Source organism: Serratia sp. JUb9 (assembly GCF_014298095.1).
GTDB lineage: Bacteria > Pseudomonadota > Gammaproteobacteria > Enterobacterales > Enterobacteriaceae > Serratia_B > Serratia_B rhizosphaerae.
Genome location: NZ_CP060416.1, coordinates 1721851 through 1735414 on the forward strand (window position 1 = coordinate 1721851; position 13564 = coordinate 1735414).

12 protein-coding genes are annotated in these 13564 nt (G+C 57.5%); 3 read left to right on the forward strand and 9 right to left on the reverse strand.

What is annotated here, in order from left to right; translation table 11 throughout:
* Nucleotides 1–64: 64 nt before the first annotated feature.
* From HF675_RS08090 to HF675_RS08115, 6 genes are all read right to left on the reverse strand, one after another.
* Nucleotides 65–1867: an extracellular solute-binding protein gene (locus HF675_RS08090; RefSeq protein ID WP_187044394.1), complete on the reverse strand. Its 1803-nt coding sequence runs from the start codon at nucleotides 1865–1867 to the stop codon at nucleotides 65–67.
* 84 nt (nucleotides 1868–1951) lie between these two features.
* Complete coding sequence (locus HF675_RS08095; protein ID WP_105231865.1) at nucleotides 1952–3544, reverse strand: cyclic di-GMP phosphodiesterase; 1593 nt, start codon at nucleotides 3542–3544, stop codon at nucleotides 1952–1954.
* A gap of 100 nt (nucleotides 3545–3644) precedes the next feature.
* Nucleotides 3645–4298, reverse strand: coding sequence for a TetR family transcriptional regulator (locus HF675_RS08100; protein ID WP_187044395.1), 654 nt, complete (start codon nucleotides 4296–4298; stop codon nucleotides 3645–3647).
* Between the two features lie 181 nt (nucleotides 4299–4479).
* The gene (gene mepS / locus HF675_RS08105) at nucleotides 4480–5058 is read right to left on the reverse strand and encodes a bifunctional murein DD-endopeptidase/murein LD-carboxypeptidase (protein ID WP_105231863.1); all 579 of its coding nucleotides are present in this window, start codon (nucleotides 5056–5058) and stop codon (nucleotides 4480–4482) included.
* 411 nt (nucleotides 5059–5469) lie between these two features.
* Nucleotides 5470–6180, reverse strand: a complete 711-nt coding sequence (locus tag HF675_RS08110) for a phosphatase PAP2 family protein (protein WP_105231862.1) — start codon at nucleotides 6178–6180, stop codon at nucleotides 5470–5472.
* A 48-nt stretch (nucleotides 6181–6228) separates the two neighbouring features.
* Complete coding sequence (locus HF675_RS08115) at nucleotides 6229–7203, reverse strand: GTP-binding protein (RefSeq protein WP_111736745.1); 975 nt, start codon at nucleotides 7201–7203, stop codon at nucleotides 6229–6231.
* Nucleotides 7204–7523: 320 nt separating this feature from the next.
* On the opposite strand from HF675_RS08115, the gene HF675_RS08120 reads away from it, so the two are divergent.
* Nucleotides 7524–7835 (forward strand): type 1 fimbrial protein, encoded by a 312-nt coding sequence (locus HF675_RS08120; protein WP_105231860.1) that lies wholly within the window; start codon nucleotides 7524–7526, stop codon nucleotides 7833–7835.
* Nucleotides 7836–7880: 45 nt separating this feature from the next.
* Here HF675_RS08120 and HF675_RS08125 read toward each other — a convergent pair whose 3' ends face one another.
* Nucleotides 7881–9359: a mannitol dehydrogenase family protein gene (locus HF675_RS08125; protein ID WP_187044396.1), complete on the reverse strand. Its 1479-nt coding sequence runs from the start codon at nucleotides 9357–9359 to the stop codon at nucleotides 7881–7883.
* A 331-nt stretch (nucleotides 9360–9690) separates the two neighbouring features.
* Here HF675_RS08125 and uxuA point away from each other — a divergent pair, with 331 nt between their 5' ends.
* Entirely contained in the window at nucleotides 9691–10884 is a 1194-nt protein-coding gene (uxuA, locus tag HF675_RS08130; protein ID WP_111736747.1) for a mannonate dehydratase, read from the forward strand.
* Between the two features lie 137 nt (nucleotides 10885–11021).
* Here uxuA and yeiP read toward each other — a convergent pair whose 3' ends face one another.
* A complete protein-coding gene (yeiP, locus tag HF675_RS08135) occupies nucleotides 11022–11594 on the reverse strand; it encodes an elongation factor P-like protein YeiP (protein WP_111736748.1) in 573 nt (190 codons plus the stop codon).
* Between the two features lie 131 nt (nucleotides 11595–11725).
* The gene (gene mtr / locus HF675_RS08140; protein ID WP_105231856.1) at nucleotides 11726–12967 is read right to left on the reverse strand and encodes a tryptophan permease; all 1242 of its coding nucleotides are present in this window, start codon (nucleotides 12965–12967) and stop codon (nucleotides 11726–11728) included.
* A 299-nt stretch (nucleotides 12968–13266) separates the two neighbouring features.
* Between mtr and HF675_RS08145 the strand changes: the two genes are divergently transcribed.
* Nucleotides 13267–13521, forward strand: a complete 255-nt coding sequence (locus HF675_RS08145; RefSeq protein WP_105231855.1) for a YkgJ family cysteine cluster protein — start codon at nucleotides 13267–13269, stop codon at nucleotides 13519–13521.
* Nucleotides 13522–13564 lie beyond the last annotated feature (43 nt).

A 13564-nucleotide genomic window follows, 5' to 3' on the forward strand; every position in this document is an offset into this window, starting at 1 on the left:
TTAACGCGCCTGCCATGTGCAGGAACGCCCGTCAGGACGCCCCAAGTCAGCGTTGGCCCGGGCCTTACCGCTGCGCCGGTAAACGCGCGGCTTTATTTACGTCGAACCACCAGTCATCAAGACCGATAGCGTTGGCAGGGCGGATCGCCGGGGAGGAAAACTTATCCCAGAAGGCGTAGCGAACGTGGCTGGAGTACCACATCGGCAGCATATAATGGTTCCAGGTCAGCACCCGATCCAGCGCGCGACCGAGCGGCAGCAGCGCTTTCGCGTTATTTTGGTTTTTAACGATCTGCGCGATCAGTGTATCGACCGCCGGATCGCTGACGCCGGAGGCGTTATGGCCGGCATCAAGCCTGCCGCTGCTCCAATAAAACGGTAAATCGGCGTTGGGATACGGCATGGCCGGATAGACTATCGCAACCATATCGTAATCGCGCTTGCGCAGGCGCTGGGCGTACTGGGTTGCACTGACGTTGCGCAGCTTCATACTGATGCCCAGCCGCTGCAGGTTGCGCTGGAACGGCTGTACATACTGGAATGTGCTGTTGTCTGGCAGCAGCAGTTCAAAGGTCAGCGGTTGACCTTGGGCATTAACCAGCCGCTGGTCGCCGGGTTCCCAGCCGGCCTCTTTCAACAGCTGGGCCGCTTTAAGCAGGTTTTGCCGATCGTTGCCGCTGCCGTCCGAGCGCGGCGGCTGATAAATACCGGTAAACACTTCCGGCGGCACTTTGCCCTTCAGCGGCGCCAGCAGCGCCAGTTCTTCGGCGTTCGGGTAGTCTTTGGCCGCATAAGGCGTGTTCTGAAAATAGCTGTCGGCGCGTTGGTAGGCATTGTTGTAGAGGGTTTTATTCATCCAGTCGAAGTCGAAGGCCAGCGTAATGGCTTCACGCACCCGACGGTCGTTAAAGGGCGGCCGCTGAATATTGAACGCCAGCCAGCGTGCGTTTTGCGCCGCCTGACTGACGTCGTCGCGTTTGACGATATAGCCGCGGGTGAAATTGTCGCCCTGATACTGGCTGGCCCAGCTTTTGGGCGAACTTTCACTGCGGAAATCATAGGCACCGGCCTTAAAGGCCTCCAGCGCTGCCTGCTCGTCCGGGTAGTACTCGTAGCGGATAGTATCGAAATTGAAACGGCCACGGTTGATCGGCAAACCTGCGGCCCAGTAATTACGCACGCGCTGATAGGTGATAGATTGGCCGAGCCGATAGCCGCTGATTTTATACGGCCCGCTGCCGAGCGGCGGCGTGCTGAGCGGTTCGCTGAGCTTATGGTTTTGCCAGAAGCTCTGCGGCAGCACTTTCAGGCCGAGCAGGCTGAGCATCTGCACGCGATCCGGTCTGGACTGTTCAATGCGCACCGTCAGGCGGGAGATCGCTTTGACGGTAATGCCCCGGTAATAAGCCCGGAACTGCGGCACGCCTTCAGTCATAAACTTATTGAAGCTGAACGCCACGTCGGCGGCGGTAATCGGGCTGCCGTCCTGAAAACGGGCAAGGGCGTTGATATTCAGCTCCATCCAGCGCATATCCTGCGGATAACGCGCCGATTCGGCAATCAGCGGGTAGTAGCTCCCCGGTTCGTCATCCGAGGTGGCGAACAGCGGATCGTACAGCTCGCCGGTGCGTTGACCCGGTACGCCGCGGCTGGCGTAGCGGTTGAAGCTGTCATAGCCGCCGATGGCCGCCAACCGGATATCGCCGCCCTTGGGCGCCGCCGGATTGACGTAGTCGTAGTGGCTGAAATCGTTTGAGTATTTGGGATCGCCGAGCAACGCGAAAGCGTAGCTCTCATTAAGCTGTTCGGCGTGTACACCTAAACTCAGGGCTGAAAGCACCAGAGCAGCAAAAACGCGCATGGACATTTTTACGGTAGGCTCCTGCTGTATCCATTGGGTACCCGGCGTATCCGCGTCTTACCGGCGGCTGAGGCGCTGGGCGTAAAAAACTCAGGGACCGGTGGTTTCGCCGGTCAGGCTATTATAGACCGAGTTCGTTTGACAAAAATCAACAAAATCATCTATTTTCAACGGCTTGCTAAAGTAGTATCCCTGCATGAAACTCACTCCGCGCTGCTGCAGGAAACGAACCTGTTCGGTGGTTTCCACCCCTTCGGCCACCGTACGCATCTTCAGTTTATCCGCCAGCGCCAACACCGCATCCAGCACCGGCGCGGTGACGGTCTCCCGGCCGATGGTATTGACGAATCCGCGGTCGATTTTCAGGTAGTCCATGCTAAAGCGTTGCAGATAGATCAGCGCGCTGTGGCCGGTGCCGAAATCATCAATCGCGATTTCGATCCCCTGGCGGTGTAGCCAGTCAAACTCTTGCTGTGCGCAGTCTTCCTCCACCATATCGCGCTCGGTGATTTCGAATACCAGCGTAAGGTCGTGCTGCGGCAACTGGGTTAATAGCTCCAGCACATCCTGATGGAAGCTCGGAGCGCGCAGATGCGAAGGCGCGATATTCATCCCCAGTTTGGCGCCCGGTGGCAGCGCCTGGGCCAGCCTGGCGGCATCGTCGGCAATCAGTTTGAACAGGTGGCGCGTCAGCGGCACGATCAGGTTTTCGCTTTCGGCATAGGGAATAAACAGATCCGGCGGGATGCGTCCCTCTGTCGGGTGTTGCCAGCGCAGTAGCGCCTCCAGACCGGAAACGGCATTGCTGGCGGTATGGAATACCGGCTGATATTCAATGAAGAATTCATTGCGCTTTATGCCGCGTATCAGCGCGCGTTCCGGGCTTTGCCGCAGCAGCATGGCGTAATAGCACAGCACACCGATCAACAGGGACAGGATCAACCCGGCAAGCAACGTCAGGCGGATATCGTTGCTGGTGAGCTTCTGATTATAGAACAGCAGCGCCAGCGGATAGCCGGGGATGGATAATCGGTCGGACTGATAATCTGGCAAACGGTTCAGCGGGATCAGATCGGTAGAGAAGGTGGTTAAGGCGCGGGTGCCCATAATCACGGCCACGCCGGATCTTTTGGAGCCGGGGGCACTGAGTAAGTAGGGCAGCATATCGATATCCAGCGTGGCGAGGACGCCGTCGGCGCTGCTGCCGGGTTTACGCAGCCAGATCATCACCGCCGGCCGGTACGGGATCATTGGCGTGCCTGACTGCAATTTCATATCCAGCGGCTGATGCCAGTTAATTTCCGGTGAAATGGCTTTCAGGCCGAGCCTCATATCGCCGGTGGCGGATGAACAATAAGCGACGCCGTTTTTGATCAGCAGAAAAGTGCGAACATCGGGGGTAAAAGCGGCGCGATAGCCGATATTCGGCTGCGCCGACCGACAACTTTCCTGGGTCAGCGGCAGTATATTGCGCATCACGCCGGTCAGGGTATTTAAATAATTAATGGTGAACCGTTGCGTGCGCTGTGCCAGTTCGTGATGAAATTGCGCGCGCTGGTGATAGATCAGGGACAGCGTTACCGAGCTGAAAAGGATAAAAAAGACCAGAGCCACCATACAACTTTTAACCAGACTACGCCGACGATGTGATAGATGGCGGGTAAATGCCTTTTTTAAACCCATGAGCCAGCCCCCTGAGCACGGCGTAATAATTTGTTCTGCTTTTACTATATCTTATTCGCGCCGCTTTGAGCACAAAGGAGTGGGGCGTCGTGCGGTTTATTTATTCGCACTGTAAATAACGCATCACCACTTCCACCGTCATTTGTCGGTAGTGGGCCAATTTTTCTTCCGCCGTGCGGTTGCCTTCAAATAAGGTATCGAACGTATATTGGTTGGCGGCGTGGTGAAAACACAGGGCGCTGATAATACGGTGCACATCGCGCGCGTTCATTTTTTCGGAGAATAATCCCGACCGTTTACCCCGCTGTAAAATATCCTCCAGCGTCTGCAGCGCGCTGATATTGAGTAATTTCAACTTTTCCGACTGGCGGGCGTACTGACCGCGCTGCATGTTTTCCAGGCTGACCAGGCGGATAAATGCCGGATGGGCGATGTGATAGTCGAAGTTGGCCTCAATCAGGCGCTGCATGGCGGCCTGCGGCGGCAGCGTCGCCAGATTGAGCGCCATCTCATCCTGGCGGATATGCGCATAGGCGTATTCCAGCACGGCGATATACAGCGACTCTTTATTCTTGAAGTGATAAACCACCATGCGTTTGGTGGTGTCAGCCAGCTCGGCAATGCGCTCCAGGCGCGCGCCCTTCAGGCCTGCCTCGGAGAACTCCGCCAGCGCACTGGCGAAAATACGTTGCTTCAGCCCTTCGGGGTCATTTTTGCGGGTGTTTTTTGCGGATGTTTCGCGAGGTGTGCTCAAAATAGGCTCCGTAAAGTATGCCGTCGCGGCGGGCTATTGCTGGCGTCGTGCGCGGGAGGTCAGCCGCCACTGTAAAATCCGGCGGACAAAAGTGCAAATTTCACCGCGGCGGCAGGAATAAAAACGCCGCCCGGAGGGCGGCGTTACAGCGTTCAGTTTGGTATTCAGGACTTCTTTTAGGTCAGCTGTTGTTGGTCAACACCCGCCGCGCTTCGTGGTAGCGCTTGTTCCAGTAAACGTTGGACAGTTTGGAAATCATCACGCCATTGCTGGTCGACGCATGAACGAACTGATCGTTACCCAGATAGATGCCGACATGGCGACCGGTGGAACCGGAACGGAACAGTACCAGGTCGCCCGGACGCAGCTTGCTACGCTGCACTCTCTTGCCCATATCTTCCTGCTGATAGGTCGAGCGCGGCAGATCCATGCCGAACTGCTCGCGGAAGGTGCGTTGCACAAAGGCAGAGCAGTCGATGCCGCGTTTGCTTTCGCCGCCCAGACGGTAGCGAACGCCTTTCCAGTCGGCATACTGGTCCAGAATTTTTGACTTGATGTCAACATTACGCACCATGGCCTCGAATTCATCCTGAGAGGCTTGCAGTAAAAGACCGTCTTTGTCATTAACTGCACGCATCTCAGTTTGCGCGCTATCCGGATTGGCCGTGTGAGTCGAACTACATGCGGAGAGCAGGACCGCTGCCGCCATTGCGGGTACCAACCGCAACATGTATCTCAGAAAAGGTTGAGATTTGACCATTGTTCTCGAATTCCCTTGAAGTCCTTAACGACGAATGTCGCTACCTGAAAAATGCCAAACTGAACGAGGCTGAGCCGCATCCCGGTTTATCAGCCATCGGAAAACGGCAAAAAAATGTGCTGTAACGCACACTTTTCACGGTTTTAATACCGAAAAGTGATAAAACGGGCGCAAACGTTAAAGAGATTACCGGAAGATATAGGGGATTGCGAGCCTTTTTCTCTGACTTTTTTGTGTGAGTTCGCGATGTAACATAATGTAAAACTTCAGATAAAAAAAACCAAACCTGCTCAGGCGATTTTAACGAGTAACGACGGGGCGAAATAAGGTCGGAGGCGGGGGCAACGATGCGGACGATTTGAGGGGGATTTCCCCCACAGCGGATGCGTTGCGGGGGAAGATAACGTTGACTTATGACCGGCCCGGGCGGTGTTTGCCGGGCAACAGGCGATTTAACCCGTCAATCAGGGCGTCGCTGGCCGGCGTCATCAGCCACCAACTGGCGCCGACCAGCACCACGGACAGCGAACCGACCGCAATATCGGTGAACCAGTGCGCGCCGATCATCACCCGCGGCAGCGAAAATACCACAACGATCGCCAGGGCGACCATAAAGGCCCAGACGCTAAAGTAACGCAGCATAAAGCAGGCGAAAATAATCAGCATCATGCCGTGGTCGCCGGGAAAACTGTCGCTGGAGGCATCTTTGGTCGGGATGCCGGTCAGCTCGCTGACGCGATTGATATTGTCAAAGGTCAGAGTCGGACTGGGGTGTTTTACCGGCAGCAGGTGCCCTAACTGGTTCAGCACTACCGCAGTCAGCAGCATCACCACGCCGGTCACCAGCAAACGACGGCGGCCGCTGGCGTCCTGTTTCAGATAAAAATGGAGATACAGCAGCCCCATGGCGATCAGTGAAATGCCGTCAAAGGCGCGGTTATTGGTAATGGCGACCAGGTGCAAAAACGTTGGGTCGCTGGCCAGGTGCTGGTTAAAGAAGAAGAAAATGGCCGAATCCATTTTAAACCACAGCCCGTGGTTGGCAGGTAAATACCAGGACAAAAATAAGGCGATGCCCAGGATATTAAGGAGCAGAATACGGGGAAGATTACGGCGCGTCATGAAATAACCTGTGTCGATAGTCAGAAAACGATAATAACGGTAAAGCCGTCAGCCTAAACGAATCTTAAACAAAGCCGATTGCAGCGCATTCCAGTCGGCATCCTCGCTGTGAATCAACTCAATGCGGCTATCCAGCGGCGGCGCGGGGCGGGTTTCAATACTCAGATCCTGCCCCTGACGGTTGATCACCAGCGTGCCTTCAGCGATGCGCACTACGCCTTTGGCGCGGTCAACCGGTGCCAGTCGGATCCACTCCATCATGCCGATGGTGTCAAACTCGGTATCGCCGTCAAAAATCCAGCCGCAGGCGGTGTAGCCTTGCCCCTGGTTCAGCGCCCGGCGCCAGCGCGCGTTGGACGGCAGACGCAATGCGGCCAGCCCCTGCGTCGCGGCGTGCGCATGGTGATGTTGTCCATCGGGTAATTCCGCGTGGTTGGTGCGCGGCAGGTCGAGCAGCGCGACGTCCATCTGCCCGCGCTCAATCTGGTATACCGGCCGGCCGGCGGCGGCATTTTCCTGCCAGCTTTGCAGCGCGTCGCGATCGGCGTCCTGCCAGACGTCGCGTTTGTTCGCCATAATCAGGTCGGCGGCTGCCAGCTGATCGCGGAAGTTTTCATTATCGCGGTAGCGCGTTTCCCGTAGCTGGCGCGGATCCAGCAGACAAACCGTGGCGCGCAGATCGATCCAGCCGCCGTAGGTTTCCTGCGTCAGCAGCGACAGGATCTGCTTCGGGTGGCCGAGCCCGGTGGGTTCAATCAGCAGCCGATCGGGTTTAGCCTGCTGCAGCAACATGTTCAGCCCGACCTGCATCGGCAGCCCGTTGACACAGCACATACAGCCACCGGGGATCTCTTTCAGCACGGCGCCGGAATCGGCCAGCAGCGCACCATCAATTCCGATTTCTCCAAACTCATTGACCAATACCGCCCAGCGTTCATTTTCCGGCTTATTCGCCAACAGATGACGAATGGTGGTGGTTTTGCCGCTGCCGAGGAAGCCGGTGATCAGGTTGGTTTTCGTCATAAATAGATTCCTGATGTTAATTTATTTAACAGTACAATTATTGAACATTATTGATGGGATTATCGGCGGCCATCCCGGGCACGTGTGCTGAATCACAAATATTGCAGATAAAAATGCGCCTTTCTGGTTTCAAAATCCATCTTGCGATACAAGAAATTTCCTAAGGAAAATCATTACAGTCAGTGTGTTTTTTGTTGTTATTAGCTTGTTTTTCTTCTGTTAATTGAGCAAGCAGTCGACAAAGTTCACGTCTGTTCTTGAGATTATTCCCAAGGATATCTCCTATGTTTAAATTGGCTTAATAAAAATATGAGGTGGCCATGAATACCCATAGGTTTGTCACTGCCGTAGGCGCATTGTGTTTATGGATGGCGGCCGGCGATGTCGGTGCGCTCGGCGGCACCGTCCATTTTATTGGTGCAGTGGTGGAAAGCCCTTGCGAGCTGAATATTACGGCAACGGCGGCGCGGACGGAATGTTATCGTAACGGGCGCGACTATCAAAGCCTGCAGCACACCCTGCCAAACTTCGATACTACACGCAAAGAACTGCCGCGGAATTTAGGCACTACAGAAATTCGCTGGGTGGACCAGCAGCAGCAACTCGCCATGATGACGGTGGACTATCGTTAACGTCCGGCCATGCCGGGAGCAGTCGCCCGGCATGGCCGATTGTTCTTATTCCCCTTTACTGACCCACGCTTGCACCGTCTGGCGCGCGCCGCGATCGCGCAGCGACAGATAGGCCTGCGTCACCGCTTCGACAAATGCCTGGCTCTCCGGCAAGGCCTCGCCGAAAATGGCGTTTAACGCCAGCAGCGCCTGTACCCGGCGTTCGTCGTCCGGCGTGCTGCCGACCACCTGCTGCAGGGTGCTCAGCATCGGGTCGCGAATGTCTATCGGTTGCCCGGCGTCGTCAATGCCGCCGACATAGCGCATCCAGCCTGCAACGCCCAGCGCCAGGCCGGTATAATCGCCGCCGTGCGCCAGGTGCCAGCGCACGGAATCCAGCATACGCTGTGGCAGTTTTTGCGAGCCGTCCATGGCGATCTGCCAGGTGCGGTGCTGCAGCGCCGGGTTGCTGTAACGTTCGATCAGCTGGTCGGCATAGGCGGCGAGATCGATACCGCTGACGCTGAGCGTCGGCGCCTGTTCCGCCAGCATCAGCCGGCGGGCGGCCTGACGGTAGCTGGCGTCGGTCATACAGTCATTGATATGTTGATACCCGCCAAGATAGCCGAGGTAGGCGAGGAAGGAGTGGCTGCCGTTCAGCATACGCAGCTTCATCTGTTCGAACGGCAGCACATCGTCCACCAGTTGTGCGCCGGCGACCTCCCACTCGGGGCGGCCGGCGACGAAATTGTCTTCCACCACCCACTGAATAAACGGCTCGCAGGCGATGGCGCACTCGTCGTTGACGCCGCCCAACGCGGTTGCAATTTCATCCAGCGTTTCCGGCGTGGCCGCCGGCACGATGCGATCGACCATGGTGCTGGGGAAGGTGACCTGCTCCGCGATCCATTCCGCCAGGTCGGCATCGCGCGCCTGCGCCAGATCGATCACCGCATGGCGCACGACGCGGCCGTTTTCCGGAATATTATCGCAGGACAATACGGTAAATGGCGGCAGGCCGCGCTGACGGCGCAGGCGCAGGGCTTCAACCAGCAGTCCCGGCACGCTGCTCGGCTGGCCGGGGTTGGCCAGATCGTCGCGAATCGCCTGATGCTGCAGATCCAGTCGTCCGCTGCCGGGTTCGATGCAGTAGCCTTTTTCGGTGATGGTCATGGACACGATCGCCACCTGCGGTTCGGCGAGTTTTTCCAGCACCGCCTCCACGCCTTCCAGTTTACGGTGGACGCTTTCATGCACCGCGCCGATGACGATCGCCTGATTACCGGCAGCGCCTTTTTCCAGCACCGTATAACGGTGATCCTGCCGGCGCAGCGTTTCAAACAGCTTGTCGCCGCTGAACTGGCTGATTTCACACAGCCCCCAGTCGCCGCCCTGACGGTTAAGCACCCGGTCGGTCAGTAATGCCTGATGAGCGCGGTGAAATGCGCCGAAGCCGATATGCACGATGCGGCTGCGCAGGGCGCTGCGGTCGTAGGTCGGCTGTTGGACATCGGCGGGAAGCGGCTGGTTGGCGATCGTGTTCATGCAAAGCTCCGTAGCAAAGTAAAAGGCTGGCCGGCAGCGCTAAAGCTATCAGACCAGTTGGCCGTGCGTTATCGGTGAGGCTGCGTGCGGACGGCATTGCATCCAGAGTGCCATAGCCGCCGCTGCAACGTTAGTCATTACGCCGCTGTCATGGCAAATAAACTGGGAAGCGTGAGATGGATCAATCAAACGAAGTTTGCATTTTGACAGCCGGCTACGAAAGAGTAAGTTAAAGATGAATGACATCTATCGCAAGTTGGTATAACAACATTCTCTAAAATATGCGATCTGCCTCACCACCGGCGATCGGCAAGCGCAATAAGGATACGGTATGGAACAAACGTGGCGTTGGTACGGGCCGAATGACCCGGTTTCTCTGGATGATGTGCGTCAGGCAGGCGCCAGCGGCGTGGTGACGGCGTTGCACCATATTGCCAACGGGGAGGTGTGGCCGGTCGACGAGATCAAGGCGCGTCAGGCGCTGCTGGCGGAGAAGGGGCTGGTCTGGTCGGTGGTGGAAAGTATCCCGGTGCATGAGGATATTAAAACCCAGCGCGGCGATGCTGCACGCTACATTGCCAACTATCAGCAGTCGCTGCGTAATCTGGCGGCCTGCGGTATCGATACCGTGTGCTACAACTTTATGCCGATCCTTGACTGGACGCGCACCGATCTGGCGTATCAATTGCCGGACGGCTCCAAGGCGCTGCGTTTCGATCAGATCGCTTTCGCCGCCTTCGATCTGCATATTCTGCAGCGCGCCGGCGCGGAACAGGATTACAGCGCCGAGGAACAGACGCAGGCGCAGGCGTATTTCGCCGCGATGAGCGAGGCGGACATCGCCAAACTGACCGGTAATATTATCGCCGGTTTACCGGGGGCGGAGGAGGGCTACACGCTTGAGCAGTTCCGCGCGCGTCTGGCCGAGTATGACGGTATTGATAAGGCGCAGCTGCGGCAGAATATGGCCGTCTTCCTGCAGGCGATCGTGCCGGTGGCGGAAGAGGTGGGCATTCGTCTGGCGGTGCACCCGGACGATCCGCCGCGTCCGATCCTCGGCCTGCCGCGCATCGTCTCTACCATTGAGGATATGCAGTGGCTGAAAGCGTGCGTCGACAGCCTCCATAACGGCTTCACCATGTGTACCGGCTCTTACGGCGTGCGCGCCGATAACGATCTGGTCAAGATGATTGAAACCTTCGGCGATCGCATTCACTTCACCCACCTGCGCGCCACCTGCCGCGAAGAGAACCCGAAAACCTTCCACGAGGGCGCGCACCTGCAGGGGGATGTCGATATGGTGGCGGTGATTGAGGCGATCCTGAGCGAAGAGCAGCGGCGGCTGCGCGCCGGCGACCGCCGGCCGATTCCGATGCGTCCGGATCATGGTCATCAGATGTTGGATGATTTGCGTAAGAAAACCAACCCCGGCTATTCGGCCATTGGTCGCCTGAAAGGGCTGGCGGAAATTCGCGGCGTGGAGTTGGCGCTCAAACGACGCTTTTTCCCGGACCTCTTGCCGTAAAAGGTCGGGGGAAAACCCAATGGATTTCAAGTCGCAGCCAGGCGGCAAGTCCGTGAATCCCCGGGAGCTTACATCAGTAAGTGACTGGGGGGAGCGGACGTAGCCAACGACGCTGCGGCTTGAAAGACGCAGGGTTTTTAGTCGGCACGGCTCATATAGCGGCGCTCGGCAATATGAATTCTGATCTTGTCGCCGTTGCTCAGATACTCCGGCACGTGGATCACCAGGCCGGTAGCCATGGTCGCCGGTTTGTTGCGCGCGCTGGCGGAAGCGCCCTTGATGCCCGGCGCGGTGTCGATGATTTCCATATCCACGGTCTGCGGCAGTTCCAACGCCAGCACCTGGCCGTCCAGCGTCAGTACCTGCATCCCCGGCAGGCCGCCTTCCGGAATAAACAGCAGTTCGTCTTCTATCTGCTCTTTTTTGAAGATATACGGCGTGTAATCTTCTTCGTCCATAAACACATACTCTTCACCGTCGATGTAAGAGAAGGTCACCTTACGGCGCGACAGCGAGATGGTGTCGAGGATATCGTCGCCTTTGAAGCGTTCTTCTACTTTCAGCCCGGTGCGCACGTCGGAGAAGCGCATTTTGTACAGCGTGCTGGCACCGCGTGCGCTCGGGCTTTGTACGTCGATATCTTTCACCAGCAGCAATTTACCGTTGTGGTTGATCGCCATGCCGCGTTTAATTTCGTTAGCTCTTGCCATAAAAATAAACCTGTTTGTGAGGAGTCTTGGGAAGTTGCGACAAGTTACTCGCGCCGCGGCTTGCAGGCAAGTATCGCGCGCTAAAATAAAACGGTGAAAAGGCGGGGCGGCGCGCCGTCCCGCCGGCAGGGTTATTTAAATTCAGGCAGCATGCCCAGCAGCGCCAGACAGTGTGCGACGGCGTTAATCAGGCCGAACAGAATAATAAAGGCAATCATGCCGCGGCCGCCGGGCGCACGATAGTCTGACTGCGCGAAGCGGCGGCGGCTGGCGCGCGCCATCAGCGCCGGCACGATCACCGCCCACACCGTCGCCGCCAGGCCGGCAAAGCCGATGGCGTACAGGAAACCGTTCGGGAACAGCAGGGCCGCCAGCGTTGGCGGCGCGAAGGTCACCAGCGCGCTTTTGGCCCGTCCGCAGCCGTCGTCGCTGAATTTGAAAAAGTCGGCAATATAGTCAAACAGGCCGAGCGATACGCCGAGGAATGAACTGGCCAGCGCCATATAGGAGAACACGTTCAGCAGCTGGCTGACGGTCTGGCTGCTGCTGTTGCCCATCTGCTTCAGCAGGCTGCCGATATTGCCGCCTTCGGCGATCACCTGTTTAAAGGCGTCGCGCGCGATATTGCCCTGAATCACATATTGCCACAGGATGTAAATCGCCAGCGCCAGCAGCGTGCCGTACACCAGGCTGCGCACCACCGCGCGGCTGTCTTTATGGTAATACTTCACCAGCCCCGGCACGTTGCCGTGATAGCCGAACGATGTCAGCAGATAGGGCAGCGCGGCCAGCGCATACGGCATGTAGCTGGCGTCGCTGTTATGCAGATCGAACAGCACCGCCGGCTGTACCTGAGTGAACATATTGCCGACCGACAGCGCGAAGGTAATCACCATGCCGCCGATAAGAATGGTGCTGAGCCGGTCGACGGCGCGTGTCGACAGCCAGACGATAAAGGCCACCAGCACGGCAAACACCAGGCCGGCGCCGGTCTGGCCCGCGCCGACGCTGTTCCCCAGCGTATGGGCGATAATCGAGCCGCCGGCGGAAATATAGGCGTAGGTCAGAATATACAGCACGAAGGCGATCGACAGGCCGTTGATACCGCTCCAGACGTTGCCGAGCAGATCTTTGACCACGGTATGGAAGCTGGCGCCGGCCGGGTAGTGCAGCGTGGCTTCCAGGATCATCAGGCCGGAAATCAGCATACAGGCCCAGGTATAAATCAGCAGCGCGACCGAACCGCTGAACCATACGCCGGAAGTTACAATAGGGATGGAGAACATACCGGCGCCGACGGCGGTGCCGGCAATGATCATGGCGCCGCCAAGTACTGAGGGGCGGGAAATTTTCTGGATACTGTCCGCAGACATACTGGCTCCTGGTGTGGCCGTTTAGCGCGCTGGTTCTTTTGTACTAGCGTGATGGTACGCGGTGGTGAGGTGCATGTAAAGGGCTTATTACGCATAAAGAGTGCATGATTGGCGGGCAACCTGGCGCTATCTTGCATACCGAACCGAGTCAGCGGCGCTGACATCGCATTGTGCCCGCAGTGGTTACCGGATGCCGACGCAGCGCGCCGCCGCCATCCGCGCAATAAAACTCAGGGGGCTGTATCGCTGCCGGGGCGCTTCTGGTATCGTCGCGCCTTTACCGTTACTGGGAGTTGCGTATGGAATGCCGTATTGATTGTGGGGCCTGTTGTACCGCGCCTTCCATATCCAGCCCGATACCGGGCATGCCGGATGGCAAGCCGGCCAATACTCCTTGTATCCATTTGGATGAGCGCCTGCGCTGCGGGTTGTTCCACTCGCCATTGCGCCCGAAAGTCTGCGCCGGTCTGCAGCCCAGCCGCGAGATGTGCGCCGACAGCCGGGATGAGGCGCTGATCTATCTTACTCGCCTGGAGGCGGACACCGCCCCTTAACATGTTCAGTGTGCGGCAGATAAAAAACGGGGCGCCGTCACCA